A 17866-nucleotide genomic window follows, 5' to 3' on the forward strand; every position below is an offset into this window, starting at 1 on the left:
GAATCTATAAATTTAAGAGCAACAGCAAACGGTGAGCCGAACAGTATTGGGCTTGTCCGACAGTGTTTGCTGCCGGGCTCCTATCGTCTATCACTGTTGTTGTAATTAACCAAAGAATTCCCAGGGTAGACCATGAATTGCCGGTAAATCAGGATCAGTCTATTCTCCGTTGCTTACATACCAGCGGGCTCTTGTCTGATTCAGTTTCCTACGGAGTCAGTGCCGGGATGCCGATGGTGCGGCCGTAGGCCTGGCTGAGTTGGTCGACGGTTAAGCCGTAGGCGCGTTGCAGGCTGTCCTGCCAGGTGAGGCCTTCCTTGATGCCGTTGAAGAAGAGTTTGAACTGTTCCGGGCTGGCTTTGAGCATGAGCTGAATGATCGCACTCGCGGAGCCGTACTGCCAGCTGTCGAGGCGCTCGTTATTGAAGAACTGTCCGCCAAACGTCTGCACCTGCTTCAGGCGGGCGGCGGCTTCGGTCTGGCGGAAACGGACTTCTTTGGAACTGGGAACGACCATCATGGCGATCCAGTCGGCGATGCCTTCGTTGATCCACGTGGGAATGTTCACGGTCGATTTGTAACGGTGAATGTAGCCGTGTGCGGTTTCGTGGACAAGAACGGCTCCGAAGAAGTTAGGGTCATTGCCGCGATAACAGGAGACGATGACTTTTCCATCGCCGTGTGAATGACAGAGGCCGATCGCGTTACCGGTTTCCGTGCGGTTGTAAAACTGCTCTTCAAATTCGAGAAACGCCGGCCTGGCGAGGAACGCTACGATCACTGCTTTGCCGCGCCAGATGTTGTGCCCCGGTTTGAATCCGAATGACTGGCCGAGCAGTTCGTTCATTTTGTCGAGTTGAACCAGATAGGGGGCGACCTGGTTGGCGGGCATGTCGGTATAAAACAGGAAGTATTTCGTTTCGTAGAGTTTCATATTGAAGGCTGCAAAATGTTTGCCGACTTTATCGAGGAACTCTTTATACTCATCGACATATTTCCGTTGTTCCTCTGCGGGGATTTCTTCCCAGAACTCTTCATTGGAGGCTCTCAGCTTTTCAGAGATTGCCGCATTCTTTTTGTTGAGATCTTCGAGCAGGGCGGCTTTGATCGAGGGGAGATACTGGAACTGATAGAGTTTGTCGTCAATTTTCATTTCGTCCAGCCGCGTTACCAGCAGTCGTTTGCTGCGCGTTGCATTGGGGGCTTTGACTTCTATCGATTTGATCTGGCTTTTATCACGGCCGGTCAGGAAACGGGTGATCTCGACCCCCTGCTCTTCTTTCCCGTTAGAGGCAGTGATGTCGGCGGTCTTGCCGATGAGCTGTTCGACTTCGTCTGCATTGAGTGCAAATTCCGATACGGCCGCTTCCAGCATCCTGGAAGGGCTGGCATTGAAACGGGTCGAGCGTCGCTGGGCATCGGCCTGGTTTGTGAGCAGAGTGAGCGCCAGCAGCAGTGCCAGCAATCCGCTGGCCAGGGCGCGATAAAGGGTTGAAACAGGGCGAGGAACCATCATGAGTGCTCGCTTTCTGAGATGTAAAGCTGGAAGTGAAGTTTGAAACGCGGATAACTCCTGTTATCGTCTGCCGATCTGATACAATTGTCAAGTAGTATCTCTCTGAAGTGGGGCGAGAAACCCGTAATGAGTCCGGACAGGTTAATACCAGCTCATTCAGCGTCAGAACGGTTTTGGTAGATACGGTAGAATGCATAGGGCAGGTGGATTTGGTTGGTTGAGGAGCTGCCATGTGAAGTATGCAGAATCGTCCGAAAAGGGATGGATTTGAGAAAACACTAAAAAGTTTTTTTTGGGCTTGTGGAACTGGAAAACAGGCACTTCTAATCAAAGTTGCCCGATTCTGTGGTGGTAGAACAGGAGATTCCTGTTCACTCAGCTTGTATTATTATCGGGTCCGGTTAGAATCGATTTGTGCGGCTGAGCTACCTGTAACCAGTTGTTTCGGGAGACGCCGCATTTTTTATTTTTTAGGAATCGGAAAAGAAGATGGCTGAAGGTACTATTAAAAAAGTGACACAAAAGGGATTTGGGTTTATCGACACAGAAAGTGGAAAAGACTTGTTCTTCCACTCGTCTAACCTCGAAGGTGTGTCATTTGAGCAGCTCTACGAAGGGCAACGCGTTTCTTTCACAGAAGGACGTGGGGAAAAAGGACCAAGAGCAGAAAATGTTAAACCTATCTAGTCATAACTAGAGAATGGTAACATTCAGAAACTCAGAGAAGCCGGCGCAAAAACGTTGGCTTCTTTTTTTATACCCCGAATTCAAAACCCCGATTCCAGTCAGAAGACTGGCTGCTTCAAACCAGTCGCAGACGCTGTCGCGCAAAGTGAATCGCGTCGACCAGGGCGTCGATCTCTTCTGTGGTGTTATAGAAGGTCAGGCTGGCTCTCACGCTGGCAGCGATATTCAGATGCTGATGCAGGGGCATGGTGCAATGATGACCGTGTCGGACTGCGATGCCCTTTCGGTCCAGCAGTGTGGCAAGATCTTCGGGATGAGCCCCATCGATGTTGAAGCTGAAGATGGTGCCCCGCTGTTTGAGTTCCTGGGGCCCGTAAATCTGGAGGCCGGGAACTTCGCCCAGTTTCTGCAGGGCGTATTCGCCGAGGATATGTTCCTGTTCCTGGATCGCGTCAAAGCCGAGATCTGTGACATACTCGATCGCGGTTCCCAGTGCGACTGCTTCGGCGATGGGAGGCGTTCCGGCTTCAAAGCGAGCAGGCAGACCGGCCCAGTGCGATTCTTCGAGATGAACTTCCGAAATCATATTTCCGCCGTACATGAACGGCGGGAGATTTTCCAGAAGTTGTCTGCGACCATACAACACGCCGATGCCAGACGGGCCAAACACTTTATGGCCTGAAAATGCAAGGAAATCAATCTCGCTGTCGACGACATCAATCGGCTGATGCGGCACGCTTTGTGCGCCATCGACAAAAATCAGGGCACCGACTTCATGTGCCCGGTGCGCCATTTCGGCGATGGGATTGATTGTGCCCAGCACATTCGACATGCCTGTGACGGCGACGAGTTTTGTTCTGGAAGAAAGCAGGCTCTGATAATGGTCGAGATCGAGGCGTCCCTCTGGAGTCAGACGAATAAATTTGAGAATGGCACCGCGTTCCCTGGCGATTGCCTGCCAGGGGACGAAGTTGGCATGGTGTTCCATTTCATTGAGGATGATCTCATCACCGCCTTTTAGGAAATGACGACCCCAGGTCTGGGCCACCATATTGACCGACATGGTGGTGCCTGATGTGAAGATGATTTCTTCAGTGGAAGCAGCCCCGATGAATGACTGAATTCGGGTGCGGGCGGCTTCCATTTCCGTGGTGACGCGGTCGCCCAGCTGATGGACGCCGCGATGCACGTTGGAATAATATTGCTCGTAGACTTCCGTGATTTTATCAATCACGGCGCGGGGGCGCTGTGCAGACGCGCCACTGTCCAGATAGACAAGCGGTTGTCCATTGGGGAATTTCTGATTCAGTATCGGGAAATCGTCCCGAACGGATGCGAGATTGGCGACCATTGCTGCCTGCTTCAGACTGTTAAATATTTAAAGAGATAGTTCATCAGGAATTTTAACATGAAATCAACTAATGAAAAGGGAGTCATGTAAAAGCGGTTTAACTCCGAGATCCAATCACCGCTGGCTCGTAAACACTTTGTTTCAGGCAAGACACCTGGGCGGGAGGCGAAGTTCGGAGTGATGTTCAGCAGGACTGTTGACTGTTCATCTAATCAATCTGGTGGTTTTCCATTAAACTAGTGGAGTGTCATTTTTAAATTTTGGGTTGATAGATATCACAAGAGTGCGACAACGGAGCACGTAAACAACACCCACAACCCTCAATATTTAGCTTGACAAAGCACTAGACTGTGTCCAGTTTTACTGTAGCGTCTCCAGGCCCATTTGGAGCGAATATAATAGATTGAGAGACGCTATGGTTAAATGTGATGCGATAGAGATGCCGTTTTGCTGTAACGTCACCGGGGACATTCGGACCGAGCGTCTTTGATCGGGAGACGTTCTGGTGCAATGTGTTGCGTTCTAAAGTGAGCGGATTGCAAAAGGTTATTTTCCCTTTCGCATCTGGATGGCAGGAAAATTTAAGGCGGGAAATGGGTGGGGTAGAGGTCCAGTATGGCGGAGAAGAGGCGGACTATGGCGAATGATTGTCGCAAAATGGCGCATTTCACGCTTAGTGTTGACTGCTTATCCGGAAGTGATTCAGGGAATTATTTTCAGATTCGTCTGGCATCAGCGGTTTTGATGCTGCTGGTTTCGACAGGTGATAATACCGGCAGTGAATAAAAAAAAGGCTATTCTCGGGCTTTCACGCATAGACATGAAAAAAGCCCTGCGAACAGGGCTGGTAAACTTCATGATCAAGCCGGGACTTCTGTAGTGTCCCGTTCAGAGATTTATTTTTTGGGGACGAGTCGTTGTGCTTTCGAGATGCGATAACAGGGTTTTCCCATCCGGTCCTGTTTTGAGCCATCGATAGCGCCATCGAGGAGTACGACATCGCCGTTGGTAAAGCGGTTCAGTTTACCCTGATCGACGAGTACGATGTTGCCGCCAAATTTATCGGATTTGTCGGGAGTGGCATTGTAGGTGATGTTCCAGGATTTTTCCTGTTCATCAAACTCGATGATTCCCCGTAACCAGCGGTAGTTTTGTTTGTCATAATTAAAAGGGGAGGGTGATTGCTGACTGGAGCCGACAGGCAGATCGAATGCAGCGGGCTGAAATTTGGCTGGTTGAACGAAAGAGTCGTCTCTGACCAGCTGCGGCCCTGAGGCGGCTTTCTGATGATCGGCGTGACTGACTTGACCGGTGGCAGGTTTCATCGTCGAACTGTTATTGGGGCCGAAAGTTTCATCATCACCGTTGTTGCCGGGATTGCCCGGGAACGGACTGACTGGTACTTCGAATTCCTGGCTGCTGTCAAAAGTGTTCTGTTTGAAGGTGTTGTCGGCGGGTACTGAATTGGCTTCGAATTTTTTCGGATTCGCACCGAAGACATCGTCGTCGCTCTCAAAGCTCTGCTGCTGAACCGGGTTCTGCTGCTGGGGGACGCTGAAGCCCTGATTTGATTCGAATTCATCTTTTGGTTGCTGGAACTGGTCTGGCTGTTCGAACTGGTCAGGTTGTTTGTTCTGAAACTGATCGCCGCCACTGGGGGCAAACTGGTCATTCATCTGAGTGGAAGTGCCTGCGGAGGGGGTTGATCTCGAATTACTTTCGAAGGTATCTCCGGAATCTCCCGGGAATGCGTTATTGCCGGGAGCAGGATTACTGTTGCCCGGGAATTCGTTATTCAAGGGTTGAGAGTTGGGTTGAATCTGATTGGGATCCTGGTAGCTGGGAACCGCCTGGTTGCCGGGAAGGTTATTGTTGACGCCACTGCCGGGATTGAGGTTTCGTCCAGAAGCGGTGGAGTTGGCATCAAAGGGTGTTGCTGCTCCGGGGTTACTGTTCAGGGGCTGTTTCCACTGGGTATCGACGCCATCGTAGTTTGTGTTATTCGTATTATTGGGAAATGCGTCGCTATAGGCGTGTGAGTTGGGGGAAGGCAGTGATCCCTGTGGTGGAGGAACCGGCTGTCCGAGATCCGGTTGCACGGGGTAACTGCCAGGTGGCATATTGCCGGGCATGACGGTTCCAGGAGCCATCTCGTAAGGACCGGGAGCTCCATAAGGGCCCGGGTAAGTAGCACCATACGGATATTGATGATGGGAATAGCAGCCAGTGAGGGCGCAGCTCAACAGAGCGCACCAGCTCATATTGAAGAGATATCGTATCGACATGATTGGGTCCTTAAAGTTCCAAATACTTTCCCGGACGAGACTGGTCATCTGCAGATAAGGGAAAAATCTATGGACGGGATGCCTGCTGAAAACAGGATTTCGGGAGTTTCTGTATCACATGCAGCGGGGATTGATGTGAATTGTCTCTGCGGGGAGACAGCTACAAAAACGGTCTGAATTCCAGTAGGCGAGCGGGATTTTAGGGAATCTTGAATATGTGTCTATACCGAAACAGCGATTCTGATTCTTCCTCGGTAAAAGTTGGCAAGAAAATCGGTCTTCCAGCTTACTTTGCGTTTGGTTTTTGTAACCTTTACAATAGATAACCGAGTATTTGAACAGATTTTGCCATGATTAAAGAGTCCGTATGTCGTCACCCCGCTTGAAACTTCCTGTGATTCAGAACTGGAACTGCCATAATTGTGGCGGTTGCTGCAAACAGCATGAAATTGAGATCACAGTGGAAGAGAAAGAACGAATTGAAAAGCAGCGCTGGGACCTGGACGATTCCATACCGGCGGGCAAGCCTGTGATCGAAAAACTGGGTCTCTCGCCGACGAGCAAGCGGTATCGACTAACTCACCAGGAAGATGGTTCCTGTGTCTTTCTGAATGAGCAGGGATTGTGTCGCATCCATGCGAAGTTCGGGGAACCAGCCAAGCCTCTGGCCTGCCAGGTTTATCCCTATGCATTTCATCCGGCGGGCAATGATGTGGCCGTCAGCCTGCGGTTCAGTTGTCCTTCGGTTGTTTCCAATCTGGGGGAGCGAATTGATCGTCAGGAGCCTGCCATCCGGAAGATTGTCGAGCAGGTACTTCCCCGGCGTCGTAAGACTCCGCCTGCACCGCGGCTGACTTCCCGGGAATCGGTGAGCTGGCCGGATACCCTCAAAGCGGTTGCAAAATTAAGTCAGTTTTTTCAATCTGATGAGACGCCAATTCAAATCAGACTGTTACGCGCGATCAGTTTTGTGGAACTGATTGAAAATTCTCGGTTCGAGACCATTCGGGGTGAGCGGCTGGAAGAGTTTCTGGATTTGATATTCGAGGCAACCGTACAGGAATTGCCAGCCGACCTGGAGTTGGATCCAGTCGCACCCAGTCGACTGGGAGGGATCCAGTTTCGACTTCTGGCAGCGCAATACGCCCGTAAAGATACACATGCGGAATCTTCGCGTGGTCTGGGTCACCGCATTGCCTTGCTGCAGTCGGCGATGAAATTCGCGATTGGTAAGGGGCAGATTCCCTGCCTGCAGGAACGATTTGCTCCCGTCGATTTCTCGCGGGTGGAAGCAGCTTTTGGTGGATTACCTTCCGAGAGTGAGAAACTGTTTTTACGGTACTATCGGGTAAAAATTGAAGGCTTGCATTTTCTGGGAGCCGCTTATTACGACATCCCATTTGCGGAAGGGTTTCATCATCTGGCATTAATGTTTCCCGCGATTCTGTGGATTGCGCGGTGGATTGCTGCGGGAGATGGGAGAACGCAACTGAAGCCGGAAGACGTGAATGAAGCAATGGCGATAGCCGATCATCATCACGGCTACTCTCCTGTCTTTGGGCTGCCTCATTTCAGGAGTCGGGTAAAAAACCTGTCCCGTTCTCAAGATATCAAAAAACTGATCAGCTGGTATAGTCTGTAAACAGACCAGCCAGTCTGTCTCTTCAGGACTCTCTGCGGAGTTCTACGCCTTTCCAGAAGGCGATACGATTTTTGAGCTCTCCATATTCTTTTTGGGGATCGAGATAGTACCAGGCGGCATCGCGATTCACTTTATCTTCAACCACCACGTCGTAAAAGAATGCTTTGCCTTTCTGGGGGCTCGTAGAAGTGGATGAGCTCTTTTTAAGAAAATGACTGTTCACAGAATCAAGTGGAAAATACACGTCGCCATCAATAACGACAGTGTCGTCTGAATCTACCAGTATCGCCTCATTCCAGATCGCTTTAGGCACACCGTACTCCTCATCGCTAAGTGCTTAATAAAGGAACTTATCAACGAAATGAGAATGGTTCAGAATGAGGTTGCCCACAAACATCCTAGACAAGTTTTATATGAAAGCTATTAAAATTTATGAAAAAAGTGATCTCTTTGCAGAAATCAATTCCGTCAGGTTCGATTTGATCTGTCTGACTAATGGAGGGGATGTATGAAAATCAGGATTCGTGACTGGTGTCGTCAGGAACTCCACGAGGACTGTAGGAAATGATTCCGAGTTCCCATTGCTTGCGTTTGAACATATTTTGCGAGTTCAACGTATGGATAAAGGAGCCATCTTTTCGCTGGTAGGAGATCAGTCCGCCATCTTCGAGTTCCACCACGAATATCAGTTCCTGCTGATGTGCGGAAGGGTACTGTTTGATTTCAGCTTCTTGCGAATCAACCAGTTCAGCGATGGAGCGGGGAGGTTCGGCCCGGTTGAGTGTAAAACGTCCATTGGTATTTGGAATCTGCTCCCATTGGAAGCGTTTCAGCAGGTCTTCGATTTTCATTCTGATTATTAGACTGGGTTCAGTTTTACTGTAGCGTCTTCCAGGCCATCTGGATCTGGTCGAACAGATGGAGAGACGCTTTGGTTAAATGTGATTCGCTCCAGCAGCTGGCTGGAGAGTTAATTCAGTACAGGAATCTAATGAATCCGGGGAATCACGAGTCTAAAGAATTGTGGCGGAAATTAAAAGGGGGCAGGAAATGCCAGAGGGCCAGCAGAATTGACTGTCTACAAAAAAAAATGATGTTTCTCAAAAAGAGAGACACCATTTTTAAATAATCTCGATTGTTCGCTCAAATGATCAGATATTCAGACTTCTGAACTTCGATAACAGGCTTCAAAGTTAAATCGCTTTGTGAAGTCCGTCCGAGGGAAGAATTTCCCTCGGACTTGACGTTCACGATTTTTGAAGCTGCCCTTCGGACCTGACAGGCCAATCCCGTAGTGCCGGGATTACAGAAATCCTCAAATCTGACTAGTTGCAGCAAGACTTGGGAGATGGAGCACAGCAAGTTGGTTTTGGAGCTGGAGCACAGCAGGTAGGAGCTGGTGCACAGCAGTTATTCTTAACTTTGCAGCACTTAACCTTTACTTTGCAGCAACGGTCTTTGCAACGATTGAACATTTTACCGCAACGATCTTTGCATCCTCGCAGGAAGTTTCCTTTGAAGAGCTTACGATGACCGCAGCAGGAATCAGCAGTGTTGCAGCAAGACTGAGGAGCTGGAGCACAGCAGGTCTTAGGAGCTGGAGCACAGCAGGTCTTAGGAGCTGGAGCACAGCAAGTTTTAGGAGCTGGAGCACAGCACTTAGGGGCTGGAGCACAGCAGGTTTTAGGAGCTGGGGCACAGCATGTTGGTTTAGGGGCAGGAGCACAGCATCCTTTACCCAGGAAGCCAGCAGCTTCAGCATTAACACCAGCACAACAAACAACCGCTAAAGCGGCAACATAACTTAACAGTTTCATTTAGGCAATCTCCAAGGATTCGCTTCGTGGACGGTAGTGAGGTACTCATTCGCGGTTGATTCAGATGAGGTTTTCTGATCAACCTGAGAGTCCATAGCCTCACGTAATTAAAAAGGTAAACCTGATTATTTTTTCGGCCAGATTTCTCAGCGAGTCCTTGAAGAAACATGAAATTGTCCGTTCCGCACTCAAAGTGGGTCCTGAAGAATCGCTTGTATCGATTATGACGGCCATGGTTTAAGTGTCATTGAGAAGGGAGCGCGGGTTTCATTTGAGTATTCACCCGAAAAGGGGGTTTTATGTATAGAGGGTCTGTCGGGCCAGGGAATCTCCTGGACTGTGTGTCCTGATTTCTGGAAAAAATACTTGAGCCTGCGAATCCGGAGGCTGTCTATCAGTTGTAATCAAAGCGGCGATGTATACGATTGTGTTACAGACTGGCGGTTTGCGATCAACTGCGACAGTTGACCTGGCTTTATGTTCAATGTGGTGGGAGCTATATGAGAAAAGTGTTTGTTCTAGAGGAGCGGGCACGTATTGTATCTGAGCTTCAATGGCAGTTTGAAGGTGAAGTTGACTGGCAGATCCGCGGGTTCTCTGCTGAGCTTGATTTGTTTCAGCATGTACTGCGAGAGAATTCAGATGAGTTTCTGGTCATTCTTGATTTGAATGCTGGCAAGCAGGTCTGTCTGCAGTTTTTACAGAGATTCATGAGATCTCGAGGTTCATTTCCGGTGATTGTATTCTCGGAGGATCCAAAGTTAAATCTCGAATGGGCTTTGAGGGAACTGGGAGTCTTTCATTTGCAACTGGGAAGCCTGGAACCGGAGCGGATCGCGAAAATCTGTCGCTGGCATTTTGATCTGCAGACGCCGGAACAGTCATCCCATTTGCAGATGGATCAGTGATCCGGATAAAAACCTGAGAGCGACCGAATATCGTGGCGTTTCGCGTAGTCTGAGCAGAGACCGGCCGTCTGTCGAAGCGTTCCTTACACCTGATTTAACAGATTTTGATTAGATACTTTGAAAGCAGAATAAGCTGATGGCGAATGCTGAGCTGAACGACACAAATCTTAAGGACTGTCTCTCTTCCATTGCAGATCCTGTGTTTGAAAAGACACTCTCTGCATCCGGTTTTATAAAATCAGTCACCGTAGCCGATTCGTCGCGGGTTTCGGTTGAAATTGAGCTGCCGGTCCCTTCGTATCCGAAGGAATCTGAACTGTCGGAGTTAATTCAAGCGACGATACAGCAGAAATTTCCCGAATGTCAGGATATCAGCGTCAACTACAGTATTAATATTCGCGGCAAGCAGTCCGGGGGACGAATCGGGCTGAATGTCAAAAATATTATCGCTGTGGGAGCCGGCAAAGGTGGTGTGGGCAAGAGTACCGTCGCGGCCTGTCTGGCTTATGCTTTGCAAAAGCTGGGAGCCCGAGTGGGACTTGTTGATGCTGACGTGTACGGTCCCAGTATTCCCCACCTGGTGGGGACCAGAGAAAAGCCAGTGGCTCAGGAATTCCAGAATAAAGACGGACAGGCAGTCACCCGCATCGTACCCGTCGAAGCCGGGGGGCTCAAAGTAATGTCGATGGCTTTCTTTGTCGAACCGGATCAGGCTGTCATCTGGCGCGGGCCGATGTTGCATAAAGCAATAACACAGTTCCTGCAGGATACCGAGTGGGGTGAACTGGATTATCTGATTATTGACATGCCGCCGGGAACGGGAGATGTTTCCCTGACACTCTCCCAGCTGATTGATCTGGCAGGTGCCGTTGTGGTCTGTTCTCCTCAGCAGGTTGCCTTACTGGATGCGGTGAAAGCCGTCCAGATGTTTCGGCAGGTCAAGATTCCCGTACTGGGCATTGTCGAAAATATGTCAGGGGATATTTTTGGACGCGGGGGAGCACAGGAAAAGGGAAAAGAACTGCAGATTCCCTGTTTAGGCGAAATTCCCATGAATGCAGAGATTCGCGAAAAATCCGATTCGGGTAATATCTCAGAATTGCTGACCGAAGGGCTCGAATCTCAACAGTATCTCATGAAAGTTGCTGAAAATACTGCCATTGAAATTGCCCGCACTCTGATTGAAAAACCTTCACGGCCTCCTTTAGAAATATTATAATAAAGCCTGAGACTGAAAAATCTGTTCGGCCTCACTAATCTGATTTTCTGATATGAATACTGAAACTGATATGTCCTCGAAACAGAACTCAACAACAGCAGACACAACTCAGACTATGATTACCATTAACGAACTGATAGAGGAGTTTGAATTTCTTCACGACTGGGAAGAACGTTGTGACTTTCTGATCGACCTGGGATTCGAACTGCCTGACATGCCCGAGTCTGATAAGACCGAAGCAAATCGGGTGCACGGGTGTCAGAGTATGGTCTGGCTGACAACCGAATTGAAAAATAGAGAAGGTGAGAATGTACTACATATCAATGCAGACAGTGATGCGTTGATTGTGAAAGGGCTGATTGCGGTCCTGCTGGCAATTTATAATGATAAAACGCCAAAAGAGATCTTGAAGACAGACGTCAGGCAGTATTTCTCGCAGTTGCAACTGGATAAGTATTTGAGTTCTCAACGCAAAAATGGACTGTTCGGAATGGTGGAACGTGTCCAGAGAGAAGCGAGACATGTTGCTGAAGGAATCTGATCCGAGGTCGCAGACTTCATTAGAATCAGGGCTTGCTCTTCTCGCCGTCCGCCGGGAGTTTGAGGTTTTCGAAGTGAAATTTGATCGGCGCAGCGGTGATCAAAGTAGGGGCAAGATAAGTGAACTGCAATCTGTTCTCTTGCAGGGGCAGTTCTTTAAATTGATACGAGACCCCGATTTTCCCTGCACTTTCCAGAGTCGTATGGGAAGCACCGTTTAGCCAGAACTTCTGACCAGCCGAATTTTCCAGGTACGCCCGGTTGTGGTAAATCCAGGTTCGGTGAGATTCAAACGCCGGGCCGCCGTAATCGTAACTCAAGGCAATTCTCACATTCAAAGACTGACTGCTGGGAAGTTTTGCCTGCTCGACATTGACGAGTTCAACGGAAACATTTCCCCTTCGTCGGACGGCACCTTCTGACTGATCCAGGTTATCGAACGTAATCGGTAGAGTTTCTGCTGCCAGTTCCATCTGTAATGTTCCCTGGATATCGAACATCGATTTCTGCTGATTGTGGTTGAGAATCCAGGTAGTCGTAAAATTGACGTTCTTTCCTCCTTCTCCCAGGGGGAGTTCCAGTTTTGCCTGGGGAGTGAATGCAGACAGTTTATTGGATTGACTGGTGCTGCAATGAATGTCACTGGCTGCATAGCTGAGGAACAGGGGACGCAGGCGGGGTTCTACTTCGACATGAAATTTGACAGCCAGCAGATCTTTGTCCGGGCTTCCTCGCAAGGGGCGGCTTTTGAGATCCAGAACGGTAATCCGGAATGGGCCGTCGTAATGGACACCAGGCGCTTTGCTGGAGTGGGATGTATCGCTGTCAGCCTTCTGCAGGAACTGCAGTGAGTCGTTGGAGCCATTAATCTGATAGCGGAGAGGCAGAATCTGTTTTAACTCATCAATGGACTGCCAGAAGGGAGACTTCTCAAATTTGATCTGAATATTTCTGTTCAGAATGTCATCAGATAAACTCTGCAGATCAAGCTGATTCCCGGACTGCCTGGAAATTTGCTGCAGGACTGTTTTGAGAGTGTAGCTGCCTTTCAGGGTAATCCGAGAGGCCTGCAGAGAATCTCGAGCTGCCTGTTTTTCAATCTGAAGTTTCACACGCTGAATTGCTTCCCGTACCGATGCTGTTGTCGCAAGTTCGGGGGGAGGGAGCAGCGAGAGGACCGGTTTTCCCAGTCCAATCAGTTTACTTTCCGCCTGCTCTCTTACCTGTCGCTGGTTGTCGTCGAGTTGCGTGATCAGCGTTGCCACCTGCTGTTTCAGGTCTTCCTGTTTCTGCACTGTATTCGGATCAGCTGCAGTTGCCTGCACGTTCCCAATTGTCAGAGTCAGTATCGTATTTGCTGCGAGAAGTAACAGTCGTGACACAATAGGATCCTGTTCAGATTCAGTATGACTTGATGGTATAAAACGGCTCGCATTTATATTGTAGCTGTTCTACATAATACGAAAACACCCTGGTGTTTCGCTGCATCAATTATTCTATTGATTATAACCGTTATATTTCCTGTTACCTGACGTCTGGATCAGACCCTGTTTCTGAAATCGACAGCCGAGCACTGAATTGGCGGTTAGACTGTCTATAGAGATAAACTTCTCACCAAACCAGAGATTCCCCCCATACAATTGGAGGTCGACCTGATGCTGACCTGCCTGCGCCTGATGTTACTCTCCCTGCTGGGGGCCAGTCTGTTCTGGCTGTCGACAGAGATTGCTTGCGCAAAACCACCATCACTGATCGAGATGAAAACCGAAGAAACGGTCTTCGTGGGGAAATCGATCGCGCACAACGCTGATGTCAGCTGGATGATGGATCAGTCGGGGATGCTGTCGGAGGTCGCATTGAAGAAGGTCACATCTTTTCGAAGGGTGGCCTCTGAATTTCAGAAGCTGCCTTTGAACAAAATGAAGATGCAGCTTCAGAATGAATTCGGTCCGTTGTACGAAATTATCTCGACTCGACACTACGTGATCTGCGCACCCCGCGGGAAAGCCAAGGCCTATGGCGGTGTTTTCGAAGATCTGTATGAATCGTTCTCCCACTATTTTGCCTTGCGTGGCTATCAGGTCAAAGCCCCGGAATTTCTGATGGTGGCAGTGATCTTCCCCGACCAGTCACAGTTCTTCGATTATTGTAAAAAAGATGGTGTTCGAGCCGGCCAGGGGTTATTGGGGTACTATCACCCACATACCAATCGAACTGCTCTATTTGATCAGGCAACTGCCACCGCGCAAGAAGATTCTGATCAGAATGAAACACAACTGGTCTATTCGCGTGTTTCCGCCGAAGGTAAGGACATGGCTGAAGCGTTGCGGGATACCATGATTCACGAAGCAACACATCAGGTTGCCTTCAATACGGGGCTGCATACTCGGATTGGTGAGAATCCCCGCTGGGTAGTTGAGGGACTGGCGACCACTTTCGAATCAGACGAACTACGGTCTCATACGGGAGGCAGCACTAATTCTCTCTCCCGGATTAATCGAAATCGATTAATCTGGTTTGTGAACTATTCTCGGACCCGCCGGGAGAAAGCGTCTTTACGAAACTTCATCCGCAGTGATGCACTGTTTCGTTCTTCCACTCTGGATGCTTATGCAGAAGCCTGGGCACTCACGTTTTTTCTGGTGGAGACTCAGCCCGCCCGATATTCCCGCTATTTGCAATCGATCTCAGAGCGCGATCCTCTGCAGGAATACTCGGCCGATGCTCGAGAGGATGATTTCAAGAAGGCCTTCAAAACCAATATACGGACTCTTGAAGTGGATTATCTGAAATTCGTGGATCAACTGACCGCGGAACTGGTTCAGCAGAATTAAGCTGCCCGTGTTGCGGCTTCCTCTTCCATGGCGGCGACGACCAGCGTGCCTCGGGTAATGACTGACAGTTCATCCGGAACCAGTTTCACTTCATTTTGATTGAAGTGGATTTTATGATTCACCAGATTCTGGCTGAGCAGTTCATTGAAGCCAGCTGTCTGTGCGAGGTCCCCCAGGCAGACGACTGGTAACCGTTCCAGCGTGGCAATGTAGGATTGAATTGCTTCCAGCTGAGACGCGAACTCCTCCAGCAGGCTGTCCAGCAGTGATTCGTACCATGAAGTGACCACCGAGTGATGAGACAGATAAGGACTCAGGCTGATTTGCGGACTGAGACGTTTCTGTTTTGCCTGTTTTGAGTCAGGTAGCTGATTTCCTGCACCATCAGTCTTGAATAATTTCCAGGCGTGGGCCAGTTGTTCGTCCATCCACTCACATCCAAATGGGACCGAATGTCGCGCGACGACCCGGCTCTGGTGAACAAGTCCTATTTCGGAATGCGAATGTCCCAGGTAGACTACATAGCCGGAAAAGCGAGCTGCTGCAGGCAGGGCTGACAGACCCGCTGCCAGTGTGATCGTGGTGGCAAAAGGAGTGAATCCCTGTAAAGAGATCAGTTGTGCCGTCAGCCTGTTCAGCGGAGAGTGAGGGTCATTGCCGGGAGCAATAAAGGCACAATATTCCCCACTGGTTCTGGCTTTGGGGAGAACGGATTGAATTAAAGTGGAAAGCAACTGGCGGTGAACCGGATCGTTCAATCCGAGCTCCCCATTCGCAAACAGGGGATAAAGGGGTACGTTTGAAAAACGTGAAATCTGAGCGGCATTTTCGCCAGGGATGATCAGTGTTTCTTCGGAATTGAGAAACGGGACACCAAGCCTGTGGAGCATTGCCCTGTTTTCACTGTTATCTTCCAGGATCGTATAGAATGCCTCAATGGAACGTCGCGTCAGTTTATGACTCGCATCGTTCTGTAATGTTCGGAGACAGGTTGAATCAATCTGCAATGCGCTGCTCATTTAGGTAATACTCCCTGCATTGCCTGCAGCACACGATCGAGGATGGTGTAATGCCCCTTCTTCTCTGACTGGCCGGTATGTCCCAGACGTGTTGAATCGGTAGGGGGCTGCTTTTCTTTACCCGACTTTGAGGAGTCCCTGTGTGAACGGTCAAAGCGGAAAGCTGGTGGCTTCAGATTCTTTAGAGGTGGCTTCTCAGGAGCCGCGACTGTTCCCGTACTCGAAAATTCTGTTTGATTCAGAGTTCCTGCATCACGGTTGGCCCTCTGGTTAAAGTGAGGCCCTTTCAACGTTGGTTCTGTTTTATCGATTCGTTGTGAACGTGACTGATGACGTCCATAAATGAATGCCTGAGTTGGTATTTGAGGTGTTTCATCAATTACGGGAATCTGATTTTCGAGAATCTGTTCCAGCAGTGATTTTTCCGGAAGCGGTGGCAGCTTCTCCCACTGAGTAATGATGGCGCCGTTTTGATTACGACGGGACTGTTCCAGAGGAGTGCTAACCTGCTGCTGGCGAGGTTTTCTGTGCAGATACTTCCAGAGTAGAAATGCGATTCCAGCCAGCAGAATATAAGCGGTTCCCGGCGGCCAGAATGCTGATTCCGCAGGCTCGTCTGTCTCAGCTAGCTTAGACAGTTCGTCGTCGAAGTGGCTGTCCTTTGATTCCACTGGAGGTGCTGGAGCCGCTTGCAGATCCAGGTCTGGCACTGATGAAGAAGAGGATGAGTCAGCCAGAAGTTGTGTCTGCTCATCAGTTTTGTCATTCAGCATACTTGTATTATCCACCTCAGCTTGATGATTCACCGGATTGGGAACCTCAGTTAAACTGGCGGCTGTCTGTTGCAGCAGCGGTCCACGCAGCAGCGGCGGATTCGTTTCTGTTTTCAGGGAAGCATCTTCAGGGTTTGGTAAAGTTGCCTCCGGATGAGTTACTTTCTGTAATTCAGGAGTATCTTCTTCAAGCGGAGAAGCTGCTTTCCCCACTGTTCCCGCTGTGGAAGTTTCCTGGAATGGATTGGCACGCGAACTTTGTGTTGAAGCCAATCGACGTGGTACCGGCAGGGAGTGTGGAATCATCGACAGGTTCAGGACCTGCGGAGAATTTAAGACGATCACCGTTCCCGAGTCGAATCTGGAAGTCAGTTTTCTCGATTTGAAATCAGAATTACCACGACTGCGATAGGGGGGAATGATTTTTATTGACTCTGCCAGTTGTGCATATTGCTCGAGTGGCTGACGCAGGCATTTCAGGATTCCTGCCAGATCTGCGATTTCCGGGCGCACCCCAAATACAACAGGTCGATCCTGAAGGTTGAGGATTGCGATCTGAACCAACTCGGAGTTTTGCTGCTGTTGGAGTTGTGCAGTCTGGGCTGGTGTGCTGAATGAGACATTCATTACATTGGATGATGATTTCAGGGCAATCAGAACATCACCATGCATGAGTGGAAAATCGACATCAGGATTGAAAAACAGATCCTGACTGCTGCGACCACCACGAATAACGCGGATCACGCCGGAAGAATCTGAGGTCAGCCCGCCTGCTCCGGAGACAACATGATTGAGTTGCAATTCCTGATTTGACAGTTCGTAGGCGGCGCATCGATTGAATTCGCCCAGCAGCCCGACAACAGCGGTTTGCCTGACATGTTCCTGCGGTAAGCCGATTTCACGGACGACCGTCTGCGCACGGGCATTCTGAAATGTTCCTGTGAACAGGAGCACGATCAGCAACCTGATACCAGTCTGGCGCCAGCAGTCCATCCGGCCTTCCTTACAACTATGAAATAGAAAAGAGTTAATGTGAGTGGAGAAGAGGAAACCGTATAATCCTTAAAATCGGCAGATTCTAACATTCAACATGATTCAAACTGTCGGTTTTTTGGAAAAAGGAATGATTCAATGCGGGTGAATTAAATATTGGTAAGTGTTTATCTCAAGATCACTTGAGTAAGTTTGCGTCTGAAAGGAGGGACTCGTTGCGATCTCGAAATGCCATTGAATTCGAGTGTAGTATTGATTCCAAGTGAATTACGATGTTGCTAG

General features: G+C 49.4%; 15 protein-coding genes. 6 read left to right on the plus strand and 9 right to left on the minus strand.

Translation table 11 applies throughout. The annotated features are described in order from the left end of the window. Positions 1-208 precede the first annotated feature (208 nt). A complete protein-coding gene (locus AACZ40_RS03230) occupies positions 209-1516 on the minus strand; it encodes a hypothetical protein (RefSeq protein WP_339673261.1) in 1308 nt (435 codons plus the stop codon). A gap of 489 nt (positions 1517-2005) precedes the next feature. On the opposite strand from AACZ40_RS03230, the gene AACZ40_RS03235 reads away from it, so the two are divergent. Then, entirely contained in the window at positions 2006-2203 is a 198-nt protein-coding gene (locus tag AACZ40_RS03235; RefSeq protein ID WP_002647116.1) for a cold shock domain-containing protein, read from the plus strand. Between the two features lie 115 nt (positions 2204-2318). Here the strand turns inward: AACZ40_RS03235 and AACZ40_RS03240 are convergent, their stop codons facing one another. Both AACZ40_RS03240 and AACZ40_RS03245 read right to left on the minus strand, forming a co-directional pair. Then, positions 2319-3554, minus strand: coding sequence for a cysteine desulfurase (locus AACZ40_RS03240; RefSeq protein WP_291166375.1), 1236 nt, complete (start codon positions 3552-3554; stop codon positions 2319-2321). A gap of 896 nt (positions 3555-4450) precedes the next feature. Then, positions 4451-5839, minus strand: coding sequence for a hypothetical protein (locus tag AACZ40_RS03245; RefSeq protein ID WP_291166373.1), 1389 nt, complete (start codon positions 5837-5839; stop codon positions 4451-4453). Between the two features lie 367 nt (positions 5840-6206). On the opposite strand from AACZ40_RS03245, the gene AACZ40_RS03250 reads away from it, so the two are divergent. After that, complete coding sequence (locus AACZ40_RS03250; protein ID WP_291166371.1) at positions 6207-7481, plus strand: YkgJ family cysteine cluster protein; 1275 nt, start codon at positions 6207-6209, stop codon at positions 7479-7481. A 22-nt stretch (positions 7482-7503) separates the two neighbouring features. On the opposite strand, the gene AACZ40_RS03255 is transcribed toward AACZ40_RS03250, so the two are convergent. The 3 genes from AACZ40_RS03255 to AACZ40_RS03265 form a co-directional block, all read right to left on the minus strand. After that, on the minus strand, positions 7504-7794 hold the full coding sequence (locus AACZ40_RS03255; RefSeq protein ID WP_291166370.1) for a DUF427 domain-containing protein: 291 nt from the start codon (positions 7792-7794) through the stop codon (positions 7504-7506). Positions 7795-7996: 202 nt separating this feature from the next. After that, positions 7997-8332, minus strand: a complete 336-nt coding sequence (locus AACZ40_RS03260; RefSeq protein WP_291166369.1) for a hypothetical protein — start codon at positions 8330-8332, stop codon at positions 7997-7999. Between the two features lie 587 nt (positions 8333-8919). Beyond that, positions 8920-9243: a hypothetical protein gene (locus tag AACZ40_RS03265; RefSeq protein ID WP_291166367.1), complete on the minus strand. Its 324-nt coding sequence runs from the start codon at positions 9241-9243 to the stop codon at positions 8920-8922. A gap of 555 nt (positions 9244-9798) precedes the next feature. Here AACZ40_RS03265 and AACZ40_RS03270 point away from each other — a divergent pair. The 3 genes from AACZ40_RS03270 (at position 9799) to AACZ40_RS03280 (ending at position 11966) form a co-directional block, all read left to right on the plus strand. Further along, complete coding sequence (locus AACZ40_RS03270; RefSeq protein ID WP_291166365.1) at positions 9799-10206, plus strand: hypothetical protein; 408 nt, start codon at positions 9799-9801, stop codon at positions 10204-10206. Between the two features lie 136 nt (positions 10207-10342). After that, positions 10343-11425, plus strand: a complete 1083-nt coding sequence (locus AACZ40_RS03275; protein WP_291166363.1) for an Mrp/NBP35 family ATP-binding protein — start codon at positions 10343-10345, stop codon at positions 11423-11425. Positions 11426-11495: 70 nt separating this feature from the next. Beyond that, positions 11496-11966, plus strand: a complete 471-nt coding sequence (locus tag AACZ40_RS03280; RefSeq protein WP_291166361.1) for a SufE family protein — start codon at positions 11496-11498, stop codon at positions 11964-11966. A gap of 25 nt (positions 11967-11991) precedes the next feature. Here the strand turns inward: AACZ40_RS03280 and AACZ40_RS03285 are convergent, their stop codons facing one another. Then, positions 11992-13347 carry a hypothetical protein gene (locus AACZ40_RS03285; RefSeq protein ID WP_291166359.1) on the minus strand — a complete coding sequence of 452 codons (1356 nt, stop codon included), beginning with the start codon at positions 13345-13347 and terminating at the stop codon, positions 11992-11994. 273 nt (positions 13348-13620) lie between these two features. Here AACZ40_RS03285 and AACZ40_RS03290 point away from each other — a divergent pair, with 273 nt between their 5' ends. Beyond that, complete coding sequence (locus tag AACZ40_RS03290; protein WP_291166357.1) at positions 13621-14799, plus strand: DUF1570 domain-containing protein; 1179 nt, start codon at positions 13621-13623, stop codon at positions 14797-14799. Here the strand turns inward: AACZ40_RS03290 and AACZ40_RS03295 are convergent. After that, positions 14796-15818: a hypothetical protein gene (locus AACZ40_RS03295; RefSeq protein ID WP_291166355.1), complete on the minus strand. Its 1023-nt coding sequence runs from the start codon at positions 15816-15818 to the stop codon at positions 14796-14798. The two genes, AACZ40_RS03290 and AACZ40_RS03295, sit on opposite strands and share 4 nt — an antisense overlap. Next, positions 15815-17584, minus strand: a complete 1770-nt coding sequence (locus AACZ40_RS03300) for a hypothetical protein (protein WP_291166353.1) — start codon at positions 17582-17584, stop codon at positions 15815-15817. The genes AACZ40_RS03295 and AACZ40_RS03300 overlap by 4 nt, the downstream gene beginning before the upstream one ends. Positions 17585-17866: the final 282 nt, after the last annotated feature.

Source organism: uncultured Gimesia sp., from assembly GCF_963972345.1.
Taxonomy (GTDB): Bacteria; Planctomycetota; Planctomycetia; order Planctomycetales; family Planctomycetaceae; genus Gimesia.